The 23,442-nt window shown below is 57.9% G+C and carries 21 protein-coding genes; 19 read left to right on the top strand and 2 right to left on the bottom strand.

Annotated elements, in window-relative coordinates; genetic code table 11:
• Positions 1-110: 110 nt before the first annotated feature.
• Positions 111-1,400: a hypothetical protein gene (locus FY034_RS02230; protein WP_265553420.1), complete on the bottom strand. Its 1,290-nt coding sequence runs from the start codon at positions 1,398-1,400 to the stop codon at positions 111-113.
• 38 nt (positions 1,401-1,438) lie between these two features.
• Positions 1,439-2,839 carry a glutamate--tRNA ligase gene (gene gltX / locus FY034_RS02235; protein WP_265553421.1) on the bottom strand — a complete coding sequence of 467 codons (1,401 nt, stop codon included), beginning with the start codon at positions 2,837-2,839 and terminating at the stop codon, positions 1,439-1,441.
• 243 nt (positions 2,840-3,082) lie between these two features.
• Here gltX and hcp point away from each other — a divergent pair, with 243 nt between their 5' ends.
• The 19 genes from hcp to FY034_RS02330 all read left to right on the top strand — a co-directional run bounded on the left by hcp (position 3,083) and on the right by FY034_RS02330 (position 23,344).
• Positions 3,083-4,684: a hydroxylamine reductase gene (gene hcp, locus FY034_RS02240; protein WP_322573233.1), complete on the top strand. Its 1,602-nt coding sequence runs from the start codon at positions 3,083-3,085 to the stop codon at positions 4,682-4,684.
• Positions 4,685-5,121: 437 nt separating this feature from the next.
• Positions 5,122-7,542, top strand: a complete 2,421-nt coding sequence (locus tag FY034_RS02245; RefSeq protein ID WP_265553422.1) for a PAS domain S-box protein — start codon at positions 5,122-5,124, stop codon at positions 7,540-7,542.
• Positions 7,539-8,177 (top strand): response regulator transcription factor, encoded by a 639-nt coding sequence (locus FY034_RS02250; RefSeq protein ID WP_265553424.1) that lies wholly within the window; start codon positions 7,539-7,541, stop codon positions 8,175-8,177. The genes FY034_RS02245 and FY034_RS02250 overlap by 4 nt, the downstream gene beginning before the upstream one ends.
• Before the next feature lie 198 nt (positions 8,178-8,375).
• Positions 8,376-8,792, top strand: a complete 417-nt coding sequence (locus tag FY034_RS02255; protein ID WP_265553426.1) for a bacteriohemerythrin — start codon at positions 8,376-8,378, stop codon at positions 8,790-8,792.
• A gap of 23 nt (positions 8,793-8,815) precedes the next feature.
• Positions 8,816-9,061: a hypothetical protein gene (locus FY034_RS02260; protein WP_265553427.1), complete on the top strand. Its 246-nt coding sequence runs from the start codon at positions 8,816-8,818 to the stop codon at positions 9,059-9,061.
• An 11-nt stretch (positions 9,062-9,072) separates the two neighbouring features.
• On the top strand, positions 9,073-10,704 hold the full coding sequence (locus FY034_RS02265; RefSeq protein WP_265553429.1) for a methyl-accepting chemotaxis protein: 1,632 nt from the start codon (positions 9,073-9,075) through the stop codon (positions 10,702-10,704).
• A gap of 255 nt (positions 10,705-10,959) precedes the next feature.
• The gene (locus tag FY034_RS02270) at positions 10,960-11,328 is read left to right on the top strand and encodes a response regulator (protein ID WP_265553430.1); all 369 of its coding nucleotides are present in this window, start codon (positions 10,960-10,962) and stop codon (positions 11,326-11,328) included.
• Positions 11,325-11,930, top strand: coding sequence for a chemotaxis protein CheC (locus FY034_RS02275; RefSeq protein ID WP_265553431.1), 606 nt, complete (start codon positions 11,325-11,327; stop codon positions 11,928-11,930). Before FY034_RS02270 ends, FY034_RS02275 begins: the two co-directional genes overlap by 4 nt.
• Positions 11,931-11,932: 2 nt before the next feature.
• The gene (locus FY034_RS02280; RefSeq protein ID WP_265553433.1) at positions 11,933-13,282 is read left to right on the top strand and encodes a diguanylate cyclase domain-containing protein; all 1,350 of its coding nucleotides are present in this window, start codon (positions 11,933-11,935) and stop codon (positions 13,280-13,282) included.
• Positions 13,283-13,555: 273 nt separating this feature from the next.
• Positions 13,556-14,173 carry a DUF47 domain-containing protein gene (locus FY034_RS02285; RefSeq protein ID WP_265553434.1) on the top strand — a complete coding sequence of 206 codons (618 nt, stop codon included), beginning with the start codon at positions 13,556-13,558 and terminating at the stop codon, positions 14,171-14,173.
• Positions 14,166-15,164, top strand: a complete 999-nt coding sequence (locus FY034_RS02290; RefSeq protein WP_265553436.1) for an inorganic phosphate transporter — start codon at positions 14,166-14,168, stop codon at positions 15,162-15,164. The genes FY034_RS02285 and FY034_RS02290 overlap by 8 nt, the downstream gene beginning before the upstream one ends.
• A gap of 181 nt (positions 15,165-15,345) precedes the next feature.
• Positions 15,346-16,026, top strand: a complete 681-nt coding sequence (locus tag FY034_RS02295) for a winged helix-turn-helix domain-containing protein (RefSeq protein WP_265553437.1) — start codon at positions 15,346-15,348, stop codon at positions 16,024-16,026.
• Positions 16,027-16,028: 2 nt separating this feature from the next.
• On the top strand, positions 16,029-17,774 hold the full coding sequence (gene pnpS / locus FY034_RS02300) for a two-component system histidine kinase PnpS (protein WP_265553439.1): 1,746 nt from the start codon (positions 16,029-16,031) through the stop codon (positions 17,772-17,774).
• A gap of 55 nt (positions 17,775-17,829) precedes the next feature.
• Entirely contained in the window at positions 17,830-18,342 is a 513-nt protein-coding gene (sixA, locus tag FY034_RS02305) for a phosphohistidine phosphatase SixA (RefSeq protein ID WP_265553441.1), read from the top strand.
• A complete protein-coding gene (locus FY034_RS02310) occupies positions 18,326-19,204 on the top strand; it encodes a CHAD domain-containing protein (RefSeq protein WP_265553443.1) in 879 nt (292 codons plus the stop codon). The genes sixA and FY034_RS02310 overlap by 17 nt, the downstream gene beginning before the upstream one ends.
• Before the next feature lie 80 nt (positions 19,205-19,284).
• Positions 19,285-20,844 carry a Ppx/GppA phosphatase family protein gene (locus tag FY034_RS02315; RefSeq protein ID WP_265553444.1) on the top strand — a complete coding sequence of 520 codons (1,560 nt, stop codon included), beginning with the start codon at positions 19,285-19,287 and terminating at the stop codon, positions 20,842-20,844.
• Positions 20,845-20,846: 2 nt separating this feature from the next.
• Positions 20,847-21,044 (top strand): hypothetical protein, encoded by a 198-nt coding sequence (locus tag FY034_RS02320; RefSeq protein WP_265553445.1) that lies wholly within the window; start codon positions 20,847-20,849, stop codon positions 21,042-21,044.
• The gene (locus FY034_RS02325; RefSeq protein ID WP_265553446.1) at positions 21,037-21,873 is read left to right on the top strand and encodes an RMD1 family protein; all 837 of its coding nucleotides are present in this window, start codon (positions 21,037-21,039) and stop codon (positions 21,871-21,873) included. The genes FY034_RS02320 and FY034_RS02325 overlap by 8 nt, the downstream gene beginning before the upstream one ends.
• Positions 21,874-21,922: 49 nt before the next feature.
• Complete coding sequence (locus FY034_RS02330; RefSeq protein ID WP_265553447.1) at positions 21,923-23,344, top strand: PAS domain-containing sensor histidine kinase; 1,422 nt, start codon at positions 21,923-21,925, stop codon at positions 23,342-23,344.
• The last annotated feature ends 98 nt before the right edge of the window (positions 23,345-23,442 follow it).

A 23,442-nucleotide genomic window follows, 5' to 3' on the forward strand; every position in this document is an offset into this window, starting at 1 on the left:
GTTAAATCTCACCTGACATATGCTGACCATAGTCCGATTCCAGTTCAATGATTATCTCCAGGCGGCGAGGACAAGCCAACGACGAGAGGGCCTTGAAATGGAAATCGGAGTTACGGCCAGGTAATCACAAAGCCCCGCATCCTGCCCCCCTGGGCATCCCGGTATTGTACCAGCTGCAGACCGGCCAGATCACCCCGGCGGATCTCATAGCCTTCCTTTATCTCTGAAGAGGTTGGCCGCATTGCCGTAGCACCGGCTAATTCTTTCAGGGTGCTGGTATAGAAAGATTCCTGGATGCCTGCCCCGCTGCGGTCAATGATCTGAATGGCCTTGATTGCGCCCCCTTTTTCGCGAAAGACGCGGTATTCATTGGTTTGGCCGCGATAGTTCTCCCAGCCGGGATTGTCCTTGCCGTAGGCAGGGTCCAGCCCTTCTTTGGGGATAAAGGAGGGCAGGCTGCGGGGACGCCCGCTACCGTGGGAGGAGAGCGCCGGTTTCGTTTCCGGCTGGGGAACCGCAGCCGTCGAAACTGCCGGAGCTGGTGCCTTTTGATCTGAAACGGCCTTGGGAGCCGGTGCGGTGGTACGGCTTGAACGGTGCTGGAACAGGCTTACCGCCACAACAACCAGCAGGGTGACGCTGACCAGCAGGAAGGCGGTGCCGCGGTACCAGGGCTGTGTCGGTTCAGGGTCGCTGATCAGATGCGGTTCCCGATGCAGATCACGAATACGCAGTTCATGCTCATGCCGGCTGAACGGTGCCGGTTCGGGCTGCAGGGTGTCGGATCGGGTGTCAAGCTGCTTGCTGAAATCGGAAATGATTGAGATGCCGGGCCGCCGTGGCAGCTCGTAGGTCAGCGGCGCTGCCGGTTCCTGGTCGGCTTCAACCGGAACCGGCGGGTCCGGCATCAGCGGCAGCTGCTGCTGCACCGTCTGCAAGGGGGCGGCGGGTGGGGGTGACGGCGCTATGGGCTGCTCCTGCCCCGGGGAGTCGTACTGTGGTGCCGCAGCCCGGTCTTGTGTTGAGACCTGCGGTTTTGCCGGCTGATCCTGCTGTTGCAGGAGGTTCAGGACGGTCTGCTCCAACTGCTCATCACTCAGGGCAGGATCAAGTATGACTTCAAATGCTGCGGCACTGTCGCTATCAATGGCGCTGGGTGCGCTGATCAGTCCGAAACGTGCCTTCCGTTGTCCCAGGCGCGATTTCAGGTGTTTATGCAGAATGTCAGCCGACAGGCCTGCCAGGTGATTCTGGATGAAGACCAGCCCGGGCTTACGGCTCTCAAGTTCATCAATGCCGCGGTGGATCTCGCTGACTACGGTCAGGCCGGGGATCAGCCGGGCAAGCCGTTCAAACAGCGCAGTCATGCGCGGTATGTCAGTTATGGCAAGTATATCCATGGGGCTCCCACCGTGTAGGCTCTGAAAACTGCAGGCTGCTAGTCTGCCAGGAACGCTTTGGCCCGTTCAACACGTGCGATCGTCTCGTTGACCCCCAGGGCCGTGATGATCTCGCCGATGCCGGGTGCCTGGGTGCTGCCGGACAGGGCGATCCGCAGCGGCTGCCCGACCTGGGGCATCTTCCAGCCGCCTTCCGTGCAAATCTCCTTTAACAACGCATCAAACTCCGGCGCGGCAACAGCGCTTGCTGTAGAGAGCCTGGCCGCAACAGTGCTAAAGACTGCTGCCAGATGCGGTTTGTCAAACTTGGCCAATGCCGCCTCGTCATAGGAGTGTGGCGCCTGATAGTAGAACAAGGCCCGCTCGGCCATCTCTTCCAGGGTCTGGGCCCGTTCCTGCAGGGTCGCCACCACACCGGCCAGGTCAGGGGTTGAACAGTCCGCCACGCCACGGCTTGCCAAGTGCGGCTTCAGCAGATCAGCCAGGCGGGCCGGGTCTCCGGTCTTGATGTAGTGGGCATTCAGCCAGTTCAGTTTGTCAGGATTGAAGACCGACGGGGAGCGGCCCACATTGGCGATATCAAACTTCTGAACCATCTCTTCACGGCTGAAGATCTCATCGTCGCCGTTACTCCAGCCCAGCCGCACCAGATAGTTGTTCAGCGCCTCGGGCAGGTAGCCCATCTCACGGTAGGCGATCACGCTGGTGGCACCATGGCGTTTGGACAGGCGGGCCTTGTCGCTGCCCAGGATCATTGGCACATGGGCAAAGATCGGTACCGGGTAGCCCAGTGCCTCGTAGAGCTGAATCTGGCGCGGGGTGTTGTTGACATGGTCATCACCGCGGATGACATGGGAAATCCGCATCAGGGCATCGTCGATCACCACGCAGAAGTTGTAGGTGGGGGTACCGTCGGTGCGACTGATGATCAGGTCATCCAGCTCGGCATTGGGGAAGGCGATCCTGCCTTTGATCAGGTCGTCAAAGGCCGTCTCCCCTTCTTCCGGGGCCTTGAAGCGGATCACGTGGGGCTGATCCAGCGGCTGATCCTGGCGGTGGCGACAGGTACCGTCGTACTTGGGCTTGCGCCCCTCTGCCATGGCCGCCTCGCGCTTGGCCTCCAGCTCCTCCGGCCGGCACCAGCAGCGGTAGGCCTTGCCCTCTTCCAGCAGCTTCTGGACATGCTGTTTGTAGAGCGGGAAGTTGTCGGTCTGGTAGAACGGCCCTTCATCCCAGTCCAGCCCCAGCCACTCCATCCCCTGCAGGATGGCATCCACCGACTGCTGGGTGGAACGCTCGGTGTCGGTATCCTCGATCCGCAGGATAAAGGTGCCGCCGAAATGACGGGCGTACAGCCAGTTGAACAGGGCGGTGCGGGCACCACCAACATGCAGATAGCCGGTGGGCGAAGGGGCAAAGCGAACTCGCAGATCAGACATCGGTAAAGCTCCTGTAGAATAATTCCTAAGTCATGCCGTGTAATGAAATAAGCCTTATCAGGCATCTACTTGTCAAGCATTGTTAAGGTCGGGGCCGGGGCAAAATAATGCGGCGCCTGGATGAGATACTCCGTTTTTTTGACCAAGGTCATGCATTCTGAAAAAAGACTGATATACTCTTCATACCACACAGACGAGTAAAACTCACCCATGAGTTAACCACACCAACGAGGAGGATTCACCATGAGCATGTTCTGTAACCAGTGTGAGCAAGCTGCCAACGGTACCGGCTGCAATATTTCCGGAGTCTGCGGCAAGAAGCCTGATGTGGCCGCCCTGCAGGATCATCTCCTGTACGGCCTGAAGTCCCTGGCCCTGTATGCCGACAAGCTTGGCCGTGATGCCGAGATTGACCGCTTCACCATTGAGGCGCTCTTTGCCACCGTCACCAACGTGGACTTTGATCCAGAAGATATCGCCAAACTGATTCAAAAGTGTTACCAGCTGAAAGAAAAGGCCAAGGCCGCTTCAGGTGCCGCCATCAGCGGACCGGTGGCCGACTGGAAACCTGCCGCCGACCTGGCCACCATGGTTGCCCAGGGGGAGCAGCACGGTATCAACACCCAGCATGTCAACGAGGATATCCGTTCCACGATTGAGATCCTGATGTATGGCCTGAAGGGGATGTCCGCCTATATGGATCATGCCATGATCCTGGGCAAAAGTGACGATGACGTGATGGCCTTTACCCAGAAGGCGCTGGCTGCGACTACCGATGCCAACCTTGGACTGATGGACTTTGTCAGCCTCTGCATGGAATGCGGTAAGCAGAACCTCACCACCATGGGACTTTTGGATACCCTCCACAACGAGACGTACGGTGCTCCCACGCCGACACCGGTCAACCTGGGCACCAAGGCCGGCAAAGGGATTCTGGTGACCGGCCACGACCTGAAGATGCTGGAAGAGCTGCTCAAGCAGACCGAAGGCAAGGGGATCAACATCTACACCCATGGCGAGATGTTGCCGGCCCACGGCTATCCCGGCCTCAAGAAGTACCCTCACCTGGTGGCCAACTTTGGCGGCGCCTGGCAGGATCAGGCCAGGGAGTTCCCCAATTTCCCCGGTGCCATCATCTTCAATACCAACTGCATCCAGCGCCCGGCTGATTCCTACAAGGATCGCCTCTACACCTGGGGACTGGTGCAGTGGCCGGATGTCAAGCATATCGAGGGCTGGGATTTCTCCGAGGTGATCAACAAGGCGCTGGAGTGCCCCAGCCTGCCGGAGAACCCGGGCCAGGAGATCCTGACCGGTTTTGGTCACAAGGCCGTGCTGGGCGTGGCCGATAAGGTGATTGCTGCGGTCAAGGCCGGCCAGATCAAGCATTTCTTCCTGGTGGGTGGTTGTGACGGCGCCAAATCAGGCCGTAACTACTACACCGAGTTTGCCGAGAAGGCACCCCAGGATACCGTCATCATGACCCTGGCCTGCGGCAAGTACCGCTTCAACAAGCTGGAGTTCGGCGATATCGGCGGTATTCCCCGTCTGCTGGATATCGGCCAGTGCAATGACGCCTACTCCGCCATCCAGATCGCGGTGGCCCTGGCCGGCGCCTTTGAGTGCGGCGTGAATGACCTGCCGCTCTCCCTGATCCTCTCCTGGTACGAGCAGAAGGCGGTGGTGATCCTGCTGACCCTGCTGTCGCTGGGGATCAAGAATATCCGCCTGGGACCCTCACTGCCGGCCTTTATTACGCCGAACGTACTGAACTTCCTGGTGGAGAACTTCAACATTATGCCGATTACCACGGCTGAGGAAGACCTCAAGGCCATCCTGGGGTAGGAACGCGCCTTTTGCGCCCTGGCTTCGTTTTCCAACGGGAATGGCTGCTCAACGTACAGGTTGTACGCCAGCGCGCCATTCCCTCGGAAAGCCTGGCCAGGACACAAAATGCATCGTTTCTTGTGGCTATGGGGCAACGATCTTTTTTCGCCCTGATGCAGGTCAAGCAGCGGGGTGAGTTGTGCGGCGTACTGCTTAGTACGCCTCCGCCTCACCCCTTGCTTACCCCACACAGGACAAAAAATCTTCGTTGCGGATAGCTACGGTATCCGTGAAACATTTTGCATGCGGGCAGTCCCGGAAGGGGCTGCCCGTTTTTTTGTCATCAAAGCCCTGAATCCGGTTGTCTGTTGCTGAAAGCGTGCTACCATGACAGGGTGTTGGCAGTCTCTTTACGTCGTTCCTTCCACCCGGTTACCCTATCTCCAGGGAGTGGTATGCACAACGCCTCCTCATTCAGAAAGGCCCTTGACCTGTGCCCCAAAAGCATCCTGCTGACGGACGCGGCGGGACGGATCGTCTTTGTCAATCAGCAGATGTGCCGGATGAGCGGCTATCAGGCCGATGAGTTGATCGGGAGGAACCCGCGTCTGTTTCAATCGGGACAAACCCCGGCAGAGTTTTACCGCGGTCTCTGGAACACCATAACGGCCGGTGACGTCTGGAGCGGCGAGCTGAGAAATCGTAGCAAGTCAGGTGTGCTGTATTGGGAGGAACTTTCCATTGCACCGATCCGGTCGACTTCCGGCAGCATCAGCCACTATCTGGCCATCAAAGATGATATCAGTGTGCGCAAAGGATTGGAGTTTGAGCTGCGTCAGATGGCCTCGGTGGTGCAGAACAGTCATGATTTTATCGGGCTCTGCACGCCGGAGATGGTGCCGTTTTTCCTGAACGATGCCGGCTATCGTATGATCGGCCTGGAGCCGGGGGAGCCGTTCCCAGCGACAATCCTCGACGTCTTTTGGCCTGATGATCTGCCGCTGGTTCTGGAGACCGCCATCCCCACCCTGCAGTGGGAGGGACGCTGGTCAGGCGAGGTGCGTTTCCGGCACGTCAAGAGCGGCGAGCCGATCTACACCCGCTGGGATTCCTTCGTGATCCGTAACGAACAGGGCGAGCCGGTGGCCTGGGCCACCAACAGCCCTGACCTGACCTCGTTGAAAAAAGCCGAGCAGGCTCTGCGTCAGGCAAATGATTCGTTACAACAGACTGTTGTGGCGCAGGCCGATCAGCTTCGCTTTTCTGAGCAGATGCTGAACACCGCCTTTGGGCTTGCCCCGGATGCCGTGATCGTCACCCGCTTGAAGGATGGTACCTGTATTGAGGTAAATGATGGTTTTTGCAAGCTTACTGGATTTGAACCGTCTGAGGTGATTGGAAGGACGGCCCTGGATCTAAAACTCTGGGCTCATCCGGCTGACAGGGAGCGATTGCTGTATGCAATGCTGCAATCGGATCAGGTGACCGATTTCGAGGCGCAGTTCCGGCGTAAGGATGGCTCAATCCTGACCGGACTCTTGTATGCCCGCAGGATCGAGGTGGACGGCGAACCCTGCGTGATGAGCTTTACCCGCGATATCTCGGAGCTGAAACGCAACGAAGAGGCCCTGGTGCGCAGCAACCGTCTGTATGGAACGCTCTATGCCGCCAACCAGGCGATTATCCGCGCCGCCAGCCAGGAAGAACTCTTTGCTGAACTCTGCCGGATCATTGTGGAACAGGGCGGTTTTCTGTTTGCCTGGATCGGGCTTGAGCAGCGGGAAACCGGCCTGATTCAGCCGGCGGCTTCGTTTGGCGACCGGTATGGCTACCTTGACGGGATCCAGGTCAGCTCCAGGTTGTGTGAGATCGGCAGGGGGCCGACCGGTACGGCGGTCCGCGAGGGGGTGACGGTTGTCTGCAACGACTTTATGCAGCATCAGGGCACCAGCGGTTGGCAAGCCAGGGCTCAGCGCAGCAACATCAGGTCATCGGCCGCCTTTCCTTTGACGGTCTTTGGCAAGCCGATCGGTTCGCTCTCAGTCTACTCGCAGCTCAGCAACTATTTCTGCAGCGATTACCTGGCGCTTTTCGAACAGCTGGCCGCAGACCTTTCCTACGCCCTGGAACATATGGAACGCGAGCAACAGCGTCTGCAGACAGAGCAACGTCTGGCGGTCGTCAAGGAGAAACAGGCCGAAATGGCCACCGAGCTTTCCCTGCTTGATCAACAGGTCCGGCTGCGGATCTCAACGGAACTGCACGATCATATCGGCCAGTCACTGGTGCTGGGGCGCATCAAGCTGGGGACACTCGAGCACTCCCTGCAGGCTCTGTCGGCCAGGGAAGCGGTCTCGGATGTCAGGCGGCTTCTTGAACAGGTGATCAGCGATGTTCGCTCGTTGACGCTGCAGTTGACGCCGCCCGTGCTGGCCAGCGCCGGTCTGGAGGCCGCCCTGTCCTGGCTGTGCAGGCAGATCAGCGATGACTATGGCCTGCTGGTTGAGTTTGAGGACGACGCCACCAGCAAGCCGCTCACGGAAGTGCTGCGTTCTGTTGTCTATCAGGCCGCCAGGGAGCTGTTGATTAATGCTGCCAAGCATGCTGCTGCTTCATCGGCAAGGTTCAGCATGTACCGCAAGGATACCTGGCTGATACTGCTGGTTGAGGATGACGGCCGTGGATTTGATCCCGCCCTGGCCTTCAGTGCCCCTAAAGAGGGCTGTTTTGGACTGTTTAATATCGTGCGTCAGATCCGTCATCTGGGTGGGCAGATAACGATCACCAGTGCACCGGACAGCGGCAGCAGGATTAGTTTGCAGGTCCCTTTGCTCGGGGCCGCTGATGCGTGTCAGAAAGGGGAGTCGTGTCCATGAAGATCAGAGTGCTACTTGTTGATGACCATAAAATCATGCGTGAAGGGCTTAAATCACTGCTTGAACAGGCCGAGGACATTGCCGTTGTTGCCCAGGCCTCCAATGGGCAGGAGGCGGTCCAGTGCTATTCGGAGTGTCTGCCTGATGTGGTGGTCATGGACCTGACCATGCCGGTCATGGGGGGGATTGAGGCCACCAGGGAAATTCTTGCGGTCAGTCCTCAGGCCTCTGTTCTGGCGCTTTCAATGGTGCTTGACCGCAGCTGCGTTGCTGAAAGTCTGAAGGCCGGCGCCAAGGGGTATCTTTTGAAGGACTGTGCCGCAGATGAACTGATGGTGGCGATCCGGGCCCTGCATGCAGGAAAATCCTACCTCTGTTCATCGGTTACCGACCTGGTTATCAATGAGTTCCAGAAAAAGGAGGGGGCCGGTGCCAAGGCGCTCCTTTCGCCACGGGAGCGCGAGGTGCTGCAGTATCTTGCCGATGGCGCCAGTACCAAGGAGATCGCCTTCCAACTCCAGGTCAGCAGCAAGACCGTCGAGACCGTCAGGGCCAATATTATGAAAAAGGTCGGTGCGACCAGTATTGCTGAACTGATTAAATATGCCATTCGTGAAGGTATTACCTCCATCTGACCTCTCCCCGCCGCATGCTGTTTCGCTTTTCCTGATACCGTACTAGGAAATTAAGAAGTCTCCCGCGCTATTTCCTGTCTTCAATTTCACTGTCCAAAAGATGCATAGTTCAAACAAGACAATTGTTGTCCTGTCTACCCTGCCGGGGTGGACACACTACGCCGTGTACTGACCAGAACAGCGCAGGAGGCCGATACCATGAAGATCGAATGGCACCCCCGATTGTCAACCGGGCACGCAGAGATTGATGCGCACCATAGGGAAATGTTTGAGAAGATTAACGAGCTGATCGACGCCTGCAAGCAGGGGCGGGAAAAGCCGGTGGTACTTGAACTGCTGACCTTTCTGCAGCGTTATGTGCAGTGCCACTTTGCCGCTGAAGAGGAGTATCTGACGCAGCATGGCGTTCCCAATCGGCGAGAGCACCTCCGGCAGCATGAGGAACTGAAAAAGCAGCTTGAAAAAGTACGTACAGATTGCGCGCAGGAAGGGACATCGCTTGCTGTGGTGACCAACTCACTCAAACTTACCTATGTCTGGCTGAAGGACCATATTCAGGTGATGGACAGGTCAATGGTTACAACCAATGCTGCAGTCGGGCCGGATGGTGTGTGAAACCGATACGAGAAGGGGACGGTATGAAAGCCTACGATGAGACGCTGCGGCAGCTGCTTGAACAACTGGGGCTGACCTTGCACGACATTCAGACGGCTGCCGTGAAGGCACATTTGCTGGCTCTGTGTAACGGCAATGAACCGTGCAGCAGGCAGACCTTCGATGCCCTGGCAGACGAATTCTGTCTGCTGACCATTCAACTTGATGTCGGCATCCGTGAATTACATAACATTATCGGGTCGTTAGAAGTGGAAAAAGAAGCTCTGTGAGGAGGAAGAAGATGCATTGGATAAAAGATATTTCCGTGGGTGCCAAACTGCTTGGCGGTTTTCTCGGGGTCTCCCTGATTGCCTTGATCATAGGTCTGTTCGGCTATTCAGAATTGCGAAAACTGAGCGATAATGACCTGCTGCTCTACCAGAAGGGCACTGTTTCCCTGCGTGAACTGGGTGGCTTGGGGATGAGCTTTCACCGTATGCGGGTCAATCTGCGTGATCTGGCTGCTGCGGCGAATCAGGACGATGTACAGCGCTTTAGCAAGCGGATTAGCGAGTTGCGGGCCGATCTGGATGAGTCTTCCAGGTCACTTGCAACCCACCTGCCCGATGCTGAAGCGCAGAAACTGTACGAGCGCTTTATGGCGACCCGGGCAGCCTATCGTCCGCACCTTGAAAAGATGCTGGAACTGGCTGCTGCCGGTAAGCGTGAAGAGGCCTACGCGAGTATGATCAGTCCTGCCGCCAGCAGTGCCGTCAGAGATGAGATTACGGCAATTGACACCCTGACAAAGTATCTTGAAAAAAAGGCAGGCGAACTGTCGGCCGAGAACGGCCGGGCAGCCAAGCGGGCCGGTATGATCATGCTGGCTGCCGCAATCGGCGGTGCGCTGGTGGCCTTGCTGCTGGGAATGCTGATTACCCATGCCATCACAACGCCGGTGAATGAGCTGGTGATCCAGGCTCAAAAGGTTGCAGAGGGTGATCTGCGGGTGACTATTCCCCATTATTCCAATGATGAAGTCGGCAAATTGAGTAAGGCCTTTCAGGCCATGGCACACAAACTGCGGGATACGATCACCAAGGTTTCCGAGAACGCCGTGCAGGTGGCGGCGGCATCGGCCGAACTGCATGCCACGGCGGAACAGACCGCCACAGGTGCTGAAGAAGTGGCCTGCCAGGCCAATACCGTGGCAACCGCAGGGGAGGAGATGGCTGCCACCAGCAGTGACATTGCCCGTAATTGCCACGCTGCGGCAGAGAGCGCCGACGTGGCCACAAAAACCACCCAGGATGGCTTCAGTGTCGTGCAGAGCACCGTTGCCGGCATTAATGAGCGTGGTGAGCGTACCAGGGAAAATGCCAGGATTGTTGCATCACTGGGCACCCGTTCCGAACAGATCGGTAACATTGTCGGTACGATCGAGGATATTGCCGATCAGACCAATCTGCTGGCATTGAATGCTGCCATTGAGGCGGCCCGGGCCGGCGAGATGGGACGGGGGTTTGCCGTGGTTGCCGACGAGGTGCGGGCCCTGGCTGAACGGACCACCACGGCCACCAAGGAGATTGGCGAGATGATCCGTGCCATTCAACAGGAGACCAGGGCTGCGGTCAGCTCCATGGAGGAAGGTGTCCGTGCGACGGAACAGGGGGCCCAGGAGGCGGGCCAGCTGGAGACGGCCTTGGGAGCTATTTTGCAGCGCGTGAGCGATGTTACCATGCAGATCAGTCTGATTGCCACTGCTGCTGAACAGCAGACCGCAACCACTGCCGAGATATCGAACAACATGCTGCAGATCACTGACGTTGTGCAGCAGACCGCACGTGGTTCTGAAGAGTCTGCCCAGGCTGCCGGACAGCTGGCACGTCTTTCAGACAGTTTGCAGCAGCTGGTGCAGCGCTTTCAGGTCTGATCAATACGGCGTGAGAACTTCAACCAAGGAGTGCTGATTCGAAGGGTCTGTGGGGGCTCGTCAGCTTGGTTGCAAGGGTACAATGCGGTGGAAATAATGTAACAACAATGGGCATCCCGCCTTAAGGCCGGGTGCCCATTGTTGTTATCTTGGAAAATGTTTTTTTGCCTGGCTTCCTGCATTGCGCAAATCTGCTGCTTACTCTAGAATGCGGTTGTTTGTCAGTTCCAGCCTACATCTTAGGGGAGACTAGCTATGGCCGTGATCCTGCATACGGACGACTCTTCATTTTCGCGTTTACAGATCGGCAAGGTCCTTAAAAAAGCAGGCCATGAGCTGTTGCATGCCGATTCAGGCAAGGCCGCCCTGGCCCTTTTGGCGGAAAAGACGCCTGACCTGATCATTACCGACATCCTGATGCCGGAAATGGATGGCATTGGCCTGCTTGAAGCTTTGAAGGCCCAGGGAAACAGCATCCCGGTCTTGGTTGTCACCGCTGATGTGCAGGATGATACCCGGGCAACCTGCCTTGCGTTGGGGGCCTTTGAGCTGATCAATAAACCGCCGAAGGATGAGGAACTGCTGGCAACAGTGGCACAAGGCCTGGGGAGGGGGAAGGTATGACGCGGTTTGACGATGCCTTGATCGATGCCTTACGGGAAATCATCAATATCGGTGTCGGCCGGGCTGCCGGTACTCTCAATGAACTACTGGGGCAGCACATCGCTCTGGAGGTGCCCCAGATACGTATCGTTGATCAGCATGAGCTGGATGGGGTTGCGCCCGGCAGCAGTGATAAAACCGTTTCAATGGTGATGCTGCAGTTCTCCGGGGAGTTCAGCGGTTTTTCCACCCTGCTTTTTACGGCTGACTGCGCCTCGAAGCTGGTTGATCTGCTGGTTGACGATGAGACCCCCAGCAGCGAACTGGATGCCATCAAGACCGGTACCCTGACCGAAGTCGGCAATATCCTGCTGAATGCCGTGATGGGTTCCATTGCCAACCTGCTCAAGTCCCATCTGAACTACACGATCCCACGCTATCAGGAAGGCAGCCTGCGGGTGCTGCTCGACAGTATCTGGGCCAATGACAGTGAGTCTGCCCTGGAGATCACGACCCGTTTTACCGTGCAAAGCAGCCAGATTACCGGAGAGTTCCTGGTGCTGTTTGAAGTGGGCTCCTTCAACACCTTTATTTCCGGGCTGCAGGCCGCCTTTGATGAGTGAGTATGCAGCCGCCTGATCTGAATAACCTGATGCTCGACGCCCTGCCGATCGGGACGGTCCTGCTTAACGCTGATATGACTATCTGCGCCTGGAATCGTACCATGGAGGACTGGACGGGCGTCAGTCGTGAAGGGCTGCTTGGCCGTCCGTTGACGGAGGCGTTTCCGCATCTGGCAGGTGTCCGTTATGCCGGCCGGATCCAGTCGCTGTATGAGGGCGGCGCACCGGTTATTTTTTCCGCCCAGCTCCATCCCCATATCTTTTCCTGCCCCTTACCTGCCGGATGCCTCAGAATCCTGCAGACAACCGTCACCAGGGTGTTTGTGGACGAGAGCCCCTTTGCGCTCGTGTCGGTGCAGGACTTTACCGATCTCGTGCTGGCGGCCCGCGAGAGCCGCAGGCTGCATCAGCACTCGCTGGATGAGATCGAATACCGCAAGCAGATTGAACTGGCCTTAAAGGAGAGTGCGGAGCGGATCAGGGCGATTGTGGATAACGCGGTCGAAGGGATTATCGTGATCAACGGTGCCTGTCTGATTGAGGAGTTCAACCCCGCTGCCGAGAAGATCTTCGGCTATCAGGCTTCCGAGGTGATCGGAAAGGATGTCAGCATGCTCATGCCTGATCCGTACCGTAGCGAGCATGCTGGGTATGTCAACCACTATCTGGAGACGAACAGTTCGCGGCTGATCGGCAAGGACAGGGATTTTACCGGTAGGCGCAGGGACGGCAGCGTGTTTCCGCTGCATATCTCGGTTAGCGAGACCAGCGTGCAGGGGCACACGCTGTTTGTCGGGATTGTGCAGGATATTTCCGTGCGTAAACAGCTGGAAGAACACCTGCGGACCCTCTCCTTCAAGGATGGTCTGACCGGTTGCAACAATCGCAGGGCCTTTGATGAAAACCTGGCCAAGGAATGGCGCAGGGCACGGCGTAATGATATGCCGTTGGCGCTTGTGATGCTGGATATTGACTGCTTCAAGGCCTTTAACGATACCTATGGCCACCAGGAAGGAGACAGCTGCCTGAGGGAGGTGGTCCGGGTGATTATGGCAAACCTGAAACGGCCAGCTGACTTTGCAGCGCGCTATGGCGGCGAAGAGTTTGTGCTGCTGCTGCCGGAGACGTCTCTGGAGAATGCCGTGGCTGTGGCTGAAACAATCCGTCTGGCGGTGGCAGCACTGGAGATTCCGCATCAACAATCGGATGTTGCCGGGTATGTTACCCTAAGCGCCGGGATGGCCTGTTTGGTGCCGGGTGAAGAGCAGTCCGCTGACGACCTGATGAAATTGGCGGACCAGGCATTGTATGCAGCAAAAAAGGCCGGACGCAACCGGGTTTGCCTTGGCTGACCGCGGGCGTTGATCCTGTGTGGGCAGGGTAGCAGGTCGCAGCGGCAGGATTGTGTCGACCGCTGCCTGTTGTTTGCTGCAATCCAACCGAAGTCGCTTCCCGCTGCCGGATTAGTACAGGCACCCTGCTGCACTATCACGGCTCCCTGCCGGCCCAGCGCCATGTAAAGGTCGTCTGTAACACAACTGAAACTTTACATCTCTGTCACATACCTGTAACATGCCCTCGCTTGTCATGATCTGTCAGTTGTCTGATATACAAAGGAGAGCAGCATGTTCGGATTAATCCCGAAAGAAGAGAAGTTTTTCAAGATGTTCCAGGATATGGGTGTCATCATTACCGAGGGTGCCCAGCAGCTCAAGGTAATGCTGGATGATTACGCCGACCCGTTGGCCAGCCAGCGCCAGATCAAGGATACGGAACACAAGGGCGACAACCAGACCCACCTGATTATCAAGACCCTCAACAAGACCTTCATTACTCCGCTGGACCGCGAAGATATCTATTCCCTGGCCTCAAAACTGGATGACATCCTTGACCTGATCGATGCCTCGGCCCAGCGCTTCGTGATGTACAATGTTGAAAAGCCGACCCCTGAGGCGCAACAACTGGCCTTCATTATCCTGAAATGCTGCCAGACGGTTGAGCGCGCCCTGAAACACCTGGGGGGCAAGTTTGAGGATATCAACAACTGCTGTGTCGAGATCAATGCACTTGAGAACGAGGCGGACCGGGTCTGCCGTGAGGCGATCAGCCGCCTGTTTGATGAAGAAAAGGATCCGATCAACCTGATCAAGTGGAAAGAGATTTACGAGACACTGGAAAAGGCCACCGACAAGTGTGAAGACGCTGCCAATATCCTTGAAAGCGTGGTAGTGAAAAATGCCTGATATGGCCTTGATCATGCTGGTGCTGGTAGTTTTTGCCGCACTGGCCTTCGATTATATCAACGGATTTCACGACACCGCCAATGCTATTGCCACCTGTGTCTCTACCCGAGCCCTGTCGGTCAAAGCTGCCATCTTCATGGCCGCCTTTCTGAACTTTGCCGGTGCCATGGTCTCCACCAAGGTGGCCTCAACCATCGGCAAAGGCATTGTGGATGCAAATCATGTTACGCAACTGGTGGTGCTGGCCGGTATCCTGGGTGCGATTATCTGGAACCTGATTACCTGGTATTACGGCATGCCCTCTTCCTCCTCCCATGCCATCATCGGTGGCATCATGGGGGCGGTCATTGCCCATTCAGGCGCTGCTACACTGCACTGGAAGGGGCTGCAGAAGATCGTGATGGCACTGATCCTTTCACCGATTATCGGTGTTGCCATCGGGTTCATCTTCATGGTGATCGTCATGCGGCTGTTTCACAACAGCAACCCCGGTCCGCTCAACAAGAACTTCCGTAAACTGCAGGTGGCCTCGGCTGCCTTTATGGCCTTTTCGCATGGTACCGCCGATGCCCAGAAGTCAATGGGTGTCATCACCATGGCCCTGCTTTCCTATGGCCTGATCCCCACCTTTGACGTGCCGACCTGGGTCAAGATCTCCTGCGCCGTTGCCATGGGTCTGGGGACTGCCGCCGGTGGCTGGCGGATCATCAAGACCATCGGCAAGGACTTTGTCAAGCTGCAACCGGTGCATGGCTTTTGTGTCGAAACCGCTGCAGCCGGCGTTATTCTCGGCGCTTCCTCCATCGGCATGCCGGTCAGTACCACCCATGTGATCACCTCAACCATTCTGGGGGTCGGGGTCTCCAAGCGGCTGACTGCGGTCAACTGGAATGTTGCCAAACGGATTGTCTGGGCCTGGGTTCTGACCATTCCGGCAGCTGCGCTGGTTGCCTTCATGACCTATCAGGTTTTATTGCCGCTGCTTGGCTAGGACCGCCAGGATATGCTGTACATATCTAGTTGTCTCAAAGGCTGCTTCTGTTCGGAAGCGGCCTTTTTGTTGCCTGCCACACAATATTTGCGGTGGTGTAACAAGGCTGTAACGTTGCTTTGGTACTGTTACAATCCAAAACAAGGCTGTTTGCGGGTAGGTTGCACAGGAGATGACAATTATGAAGAAGGTGCTGATCGTTGAGGATGAGCGGGATCTGGCGGAACTGCTGGCCTATAACCTTGAAAAAGAGGGCTATCAGGCCCTGGTGACCGGCACCGGGGTGGAGGGGCTGGAAACGGCCCGCCGCGAGTTGCCGGACCTGATCCTGCTGGATCTGATGCTGCCCGGCATGATGGGAACCGAGGTCTGCTCTGCCCTGCGGCACAGTGACAAGACCCGCGGCATACCGGTGCTGATGCTGACGGCCCGTGGTGACGAGATTGACCGGGTGGTGGGGTTTGAGATGGGGGCGGACGACTACATTGTCAAGCCGTTTTCCATGCGGGAGCTGATGTTGCGGATTCGTGCCATTCTGCGGCGCAGCAGCCAGGAACCTGATACGACTGAACGTCAGATCACCATGGGGACGATTGTGATTGACTGTGCCAGTCACCGGGTCACCGTGGCCGGCAGCGAGATTGAGCTGACCAGCACGGAATACAAGCTGCTGCTCTATCTGGCCGAACATAGCGGCCGGGTCATGAAGCGGGAGCTGCTGCTACAGGATGTCTGGGGCTACAATTTTGTGGGTGACACCCGTACGGTGGATACCCATGTGACCCGTTTGCGTAACAAGCTGGGGGATGCCGGCGAGATGATCAAGACCGTGCGTGGCTTTGGCTACAAGCTGGAGGAATAACCATGTCATTCCGCTGGAAGCTGTTTCTGTCCTATATTGCCTTTTCTCTGCTGATTGCCGGCGGCGGTTTCGGCTATGTCAACCATCTGCTTGAACAGCGGCTGGTGGAAGAGAGCCGCTCCAACCTGCAGCAGCAGGCCCAGCTGGCCAGATTGCTGGCGGAACAGCAGCATGCCGTGCCACCGCAGGCCCTGGCCCACAAGCTGGGAGCAGCCATTAAGGCCCGCGTGACCCTGATCGCCGCAGACGGCAGGGTGGTGGGTGACTCCGATGTGCGGGATGATCAGGTGGCCGGTCTGGAAAACCATCAGGGCAGACCTGAGGTGCAGCAGGCCCAGAAGACCGGTTCAGGCTGGTCCATCCGCTACTCGGATACCCTGCGTACCACCATGCTGTATGTGGCGTTGCCGCTACCTGCCGGTGATGCCTCGGTCATCCGCCTGGCCCTGCCGCTGGAATACTTTGATGCCGCCAAACGGGCCCTGCACAACCTGCTGGGAGGGGCCGTCACGCTGCTGCTGTTTTCTTCGCTGCTGCTCAGTATTTTCCTCTCCCGGATCACCGCCAAGCCGTTGCGTGAGATTGCCGATGCAGCCGCCCGGATCGGGGTTGGTGAACGTGGGGTCCGGATAGCGATGGGCAAGGGAGAGGAGATTGACTACCTGGCCCGTGTCCTGAATGAGATGGCGGCCCGGATTGAAGAGCAGATGCACAAGCTGACCTCGGAGCAACAGCGCCTGGCAGCCATCCTGCGTGGTATGGGTGAAGGGGTGATGGTGACCGATACCAAGGGGAACATCATCCTGGTCAACCCTGCCTTCCGCAAACAGTTCGGCCTGCCGGGAGAGGTGGAGGGGCGTCCGCTGGTTGAGGTCTGCCGGCACCCCGACCTGCTGCAGGCCTTTGAAGAACAACGTGAATCAGGCGATGAGGTGAGCTGTGAGATCACCATTCCGATCACCAACCTGGTGCTGATGGCCCACTGGGTGCCGTTGACCCGTGACAGCGGCAACCGTGGCACCGTGGCGGTCTTCCACGATATCAGCGACCTGAAGCGGGTGGAAACCATGCGGCGTGATTTCGTGGCCAATGTCTCCCATGAGTTGCGCACCCCGGTCGCTGTGATCAAGGGCTATGGCGAGACCCTGCTGGATGGCGCCCTGGAGGAGTCTCCGGAACGTTCGCGCCGTTTTGTCGAGATTATCGTCAGCCATGCTGAGCGTCTGACCAACCTGATCAATGATATCCTGACCCTCTCCAAGCTTGAGGCGCGGGATGCGGCCCTGACCCTGCATCCTCTGGATCTGTGCGGTACCATCCGCAAGGCCCAGATGCTGATGGAGGACCATGCCCGCAGCAAGGGGATCCGGATTGCTGCGGAATGCCCTGAGGGGATGCCAAAGGTGCTGGCAGATCAGGGACAGCTGGAACAGGTGCTGCTGAACCTGCTGGATAACGCCATCAAGTACACCCCGGACGGTGGTGATGTGACGGTCGCTGCCCGTCTGGAACAGGAACGGGTGGTGGTGGCGGTCAGTGACACCGGCATCGGTATTCCCTCCAGGGATCTGCCCCGGATCTTTGAACGGTTTTACCGTGTTGATGAAGGACGCAGCCGTGAACAGGGCGGTACCGGCCTGGGGCTGGCGATCGTCAAGCATATCGTGCAGCTGCATGGCGGCGAGGTGCAGGTTACCAGCGAGGCCGGCAAGGGCAGTACCTTTACGGTGACCCTGCCAACCGCCTGATCGGTGGTTGTACTATTATCAAAATGCGCTAAACTTTTTTAAGGAGACCCTGTCCATGGTGATCTATCTGGTACGGCATGCAGAGGCGGTGGAACGGTCCGAAGGGCTGGATGACGGGGTACGCTGGCTGACCCGGAAAGGGCGCAAGGCGCTGCTGAAGACCGGCTCCCGTTTGCAGAGGAAGCGGGTGCGCCCTGATCTGATCATCACCAGCCCCCTGACCCGAGCGGTGCAGACGGCCGAGCTGCTGCTGGCTGCGCTTGGCGGTCGTACCGAACTGATTGCCGACAGCGGACTGGCACCCGATGCGCCCCTGGAACAGCTGATCGCGCTGATCACGAGCCACCGGAAGCCCGGCAGCATCATGCTGGTGGGCCATGAACCGCTGCTTGGCCGGGCAGCCGCCCTGTTGCTGGGCAGGGAAGAGGTGGCCTGGCTTGCCAAGGGGAGCTGTCTCTGTCTTGAGCTGCGTGACAAGCCGGAAAAACCGGCCCGCTTTCTCTGGTATGCCCCGCTGAGCGGCAAACTGATCAGTTCGGCCAAGAAAGCCCTTGTCCCCAAACAGTGACCGGCATAGCGGGGAGTCCTGCCCGCTGCCCGGCAGCCGCCAGCTGCTGGAGGCATATGCCGGCTGCCTGATGTCGCGCTGGGACGGGCTGTTGCAGCTGCGCTACCGGACACTGAACTGTTTTGATGTTGAGCATACCCATGATCTGCGGGTCGCCAGCCGCCGTCTGCGTGGCGCCATTGAACAACTGGGGCCGTTTACCGGCACAGAGCGGATGGATCGTCTGCGGCGGCCGATCAGGCGTCTGACCCGTGAACTGGGGCTGGTCCGTAATCTGGATGAGGCCCTGCTCTACCTGACAAAAACCGGTGCCGACGGTCTGGAGCCGTTGCTGGCATCCCTTGAACAGCAGCGGAAACAGGAAGTGGCGCAGGCCCGGCGGTCGCTGGAACTGCTGGACTGCATCAAGCTGGAGCGTCAGATCCGTGCTGCGGCAGCAGCGCTGGTGACGCCGGATAACATCGCTTCACAGGGGCTGCTGGCGTTGCTGTCCGAACGCAACCTGAACCTCTACCGTCCGATTCACGCCCTGCTGCCGCTGGTGGCGCCGCCGGAGATGGTGGAGGAACGGCATGCCCTGCGGATTGCAGTCAAGAAATGGCGCTATTTCAACGAGCTGTTGCATGACCTGCTGAAAAGGCCGCAGTCTGATCTGCTGGAGCTGCTGCGTCAGTATCAGACCCTGCTGGGTGATATGAATGACCGGGTGGTAATTGCGGGCCTGTTGCGTGAGGCGGCGGATCTGCCTGAAACGGTGCGGAAAACGGTCTTGGACGGTATCGCCCGTGAGCAGCGCAAGCTGCTGAAAAAATTATCTGCCCTGCTGGATAAGAAGCCGATCCTGTATCACTTTGAGCTGTAACCGGTAAACAGGACAGTGGAAAACCGGTATCCGGCCTTCCCCGGTATGTTTTTCAATGTCCTGTAAAAGGAGCCTGCCTGATGACCAAAGAACGTCTCGCCGCCATTGACATCGGTACCAACTCCATTCGCTGCATTGTGGTTGAATGCAACAAGGACGGCAGTTTCCGTATCCTTGATGATGAAAAGGATACGGTACGGCTGGGGGAAGGGATTGCCGAGACCGGCGAGATCTCTGCGGCTGCCGTGGCCCGGGCCGAGGCTGCCCTGATCCGGATGCACAAGCTGGTGACCGGTCTCAGGGTCAAGGCGATCGATGCGGTCGCCACCAGCGCCATGCGTAAGTCTGCCAACGGTCCCCGGCTGGTCAAACGCTTTTCAGAGCTGCTGGGCAGTGAGATCCGGGTCATCTCCGGTGATGAAGAGGCTGCCCTGGCTGCCCAGTCGGCCCTGCGCAACTTTGATACCCACGGTAAACGCTTTGGCGTGATTGATGTGGGGGGCGGCAGTGTGGAGCTGATCACGGCCCAGGGGGTGCATGTGGAGGAGTTTTATTCCTTCGAGCTGGGTGCCGTGGTGATGACCGAACAGTTTTTCCGGGTTGATCCGGCCCGTGACAGCGATTACCGCAGGTTCCAGAAGCATGTCCGGGAGGTCATCAAAAAGCAGCTGGACGGCGACAAGCTGGTGCTGCCCACCCTGATCGGTTCCGGCGGCACCATCAACGCCATCGCCCAGATGGCGCTGCAGCTGCGCCGTAATCCGGTGGAGAGCGTGCATGGCCTTGAGGTGCTGCGCTCCGAGGTGGTGCATCTGCTGGCCATGCTGCAGCGGCGCGATATCAAGGGGCGCCGGGAGGTGGCGGGGCTCTCCCCGGACCGGGCCGATATCATCGTGGCCGGCGTGGGGCTGGTGGATACGATGATGGATCTGTTCAGCGCCAACACCCTGCTGGTGAATGCCCACGGTATCCGTGAAGGGATGATACTGGAGGCGATCAAGCGGCGCGGTATGGCGCCGGAAGCCGCCTCGCCACGCTCATGGCGCGAATCGGTGATCAGTTTCGGCCAATCCTGCCAGATGGATGACATGCATTCCCAACAGGTGGCAACACTCTCGCTGGCCCTGTTTGACCAGCTGGCGGATCATTTCGGCCTGAAAAAGCGCGAGCGGGTGCTGCTTGAAGCGGCCGCCCTGCTGCACGACATCGGTTACTACATCAGCTATCACAGCCATCATAAACACTCCTGCCACCTGATCCGCCATGCCGAACTGTTCGGCATCACCCCCCGTGAACGGGAACTGGTGGCGGTGATCGCCCGTTACCACCGTAAATCGCTGCCCAAAAAGAAACATGATGAATTTCAGCGTCTGACGGCCAAGGAACAGGTAACGGTCGGTCGTCTGGCCGGGATCCTGCGTATGGCGGACGGTCTTGACCGGCGGCGCTGTTCCGCAGTCAGCGGGCTGCAGTGCAGGGTTGAGGGCACTCTGGTACAGCTGGTGCTGAGCGGTGAGGAAGACCTGGCCGTGGAGCTGTTTGGCGCTAGCGCAAAGAGGGACCTCTTTGAAAAGAGTTTTGGCGTGCAGGTGTTATTTGTGACCCAGGCGGCCGGTGGCGGCGCAGAAAAGGAGCCGTAGTCGTGGCAACCAGAGAACAACGTTACGCTGCAATTGCGGCAAACATGAGGTGTCAACGGATTCCCGATCTGCCGCTTAAACATGAATGGCTTGAACTGCTGACCAGGCTTTCCCATCAGGACGATGACCAGCTGCGGGAATACGGCATCACTGAACTGAGAATCTGCGCCGACCAGGCAACCCGTAACCGCCATGACTGAACCGCTGACCAGCCTGTACAGCTTTACCGCCTTTGCCATTGGCGGTGATCTTGACCTGAACCGCCTGGCGGTACGGCTGGGGATTGACCGCAAGTACCGCTGGGAAGAACCGATGCGGCTCAATCCGGTCACCTTCACCCCCTCTGCCGCCAGCGACGCCGTCTGGGTCTACCTGTTCTACTTCGGCGGCATCGTCTTTCTGAACTGCGGTGATGACATTATTGCCCGCTGTATCGAAGGGCTGAAACAGCATCTGGAGCAGCTGAAGGAACAGCCGCAACTCCGCTTCCGGGAAGATTACCGGCTGGAGATCACGCCGGACGGTGAACCGTCCATCACCAACGACTGCGCGGTGATGCCGGTCTTTAAACAGGAACTGCTGGAGATTATCTGCTTTGTGATTGCAAAGTCGGTGGCCCTGGAACGGATTGAAGAGCATGTCGATGCCGTCTTTGATGAAGTCGGTGTCATGATCAACCGCCTGGGGCAGGGGGTGCTGGAGCTGCCGGACAAGCGGCTGGCCAAACTGGCCTCGGTGGTGCTCGGCTTCAAATACACCTCCATCGCCCATATCATGGTGCTGGATAAACCGGAGAGCACCTGGGACAACGACGAGGCTGACCGTTTTTACCTGACCATCTCCAACCTTTTTGAACTGCGCCCCCGCTATCAGGAGATCAAGCACAAGGCCGAGACCCTGCTGGATGTCACCGATGTCTTCTCCTCCCTCTCCCACGCCCGCCGCTCCGCCCGCCTGGAGTGGATCATCATCATCCTGATCGCCTTTGAGATCATCATGGCGCTCTGGCAAAAGTTCTGGGGCGGTTGACTTCTGGCCATGCTTGACTACAATTGCTGGCGAACCGGGGAGGTTCGCCATGTTTTTCAATGCTCCACCACAGGTGCGATTGGCCGCGCTGCGGATTGTCGGCATTTATGCCTTCTTCGCCGCAAGCTGGATACTTGTCTCCGACACAATTGTCGGCTGGCTGGTGAGCGACCATGATACCCTGACCAGGGTGGCGCTCTTCAAAGGCTGGCTGTTTGTCCTGCTGACCTCGCTGATCCTCTACAAACTCATCTATTCCGACAACCTGAAGCTGGCAAGGGCAACCGCCCTGTTGCAGGGCAGTGAAGAACGATTTCATACCATCTATGATTCGCTCAACGACGCCATCTTTATTCATGACGCAGAAACGGGCCGTGTCCTGGATGTGAATGAGACCGCCTGCCGGCTCTACGGCTATGGCCGCGAAGAGCTGCTGAACAAAGGGTTGCAGCAGGTGGGGACGGGTGAGGCGCCCTACACCGAGGCAGAGGCCCTGGCCTGGATTCACCGTTGTGCAGAGGGCGTTCCCCAGACCTTTGAATGGGTCACCACCACAAAATACACCAGCCGCCTGTGGGTTGAGGTCAGCATGCGTCGTGCAACCATTGACGGTGAAAACCGGATTGTGGTGATGGTACGGGATATCTCGGGGCGCAAGCAGGCTGAAGAACAGCTCGGTCTGCAGCAGGCGCAACTGGAGGAGCTGAACCGGACCCTGGAGAGAAGGGTCGACGAGGCGATTGCCGAGCTGCGCCAGAAGGATGAACTGTTGCTGCAGCAGAGCCGCCATGCCGCCATGGGGGAGATGCTGAACAACATCGCGCACCAGTGGCGGCAGCCGCTCAACAACATTGCGATCTATGTCCAAAGCATGCAGCTGCTGAAGGCTGCGGAAGAGCTGACCGACGAACAGATTCAGGATGATGTCCGGCATATTATGGAGATCATTAATTACATGTCGAAGACCATTGATGATTTCCGCACCTTCTTCCGGAACGAAAAACAGAAGCATCCGTTCTCCGTTGCCGAGGCGGCCGGCAAGGCGATCAGCTTTGTCTCGGCGCAGATGGAGCATTACGGCATAACCTGTCAGCTGGCCGTCCAGAACGAACGTATGGTCAACGGCTATCAGGCCGAGTATATCCAGGTGGTGCTGAATATCCTTAACAACGCCATTGATGTGCTGAACCATACCAACAGGCCGGACAGGCGGATCCAGGTGACCGCCAGCGCAGAAAACGACTGGGTGGTCCTGTCGATACAGGATACCGGTGGCGGAATCGCCCCTGAAGCGCTGCCGCATATCTTTGAGCCGTACTACACCACCAAGGGGCCGGGGGAGGGAACCGGCATCGGTCTCTATATGTCAAAGACGATCATTGAGAAACATATGGCAGGCAGGCTGTCCGCACGGAACGGGTCCGAGGGAGCCGAATTCCGCATCTGCCTGCCGTCAACACTCATCCCCTGAATAGCTGCCGTCACCCCCCACCGCTTTCCTGCAAGATTTCGCAAAGATGTAACCTCTTGGCCGCAGAACGGTAAAAACCTTCCCGTATGGTGACCTGA

This window comes from Trichlorobacter lovleyi (assembly GCF_015239775.1).
GTDB classification, from domain to species: Bacteria; Desulfobacterota; Desulfuromonadia; order Geobacterales; family Pseudopelobacteraceae; genus Trichlorobacter; species Trichlorobacter lovleyi_B.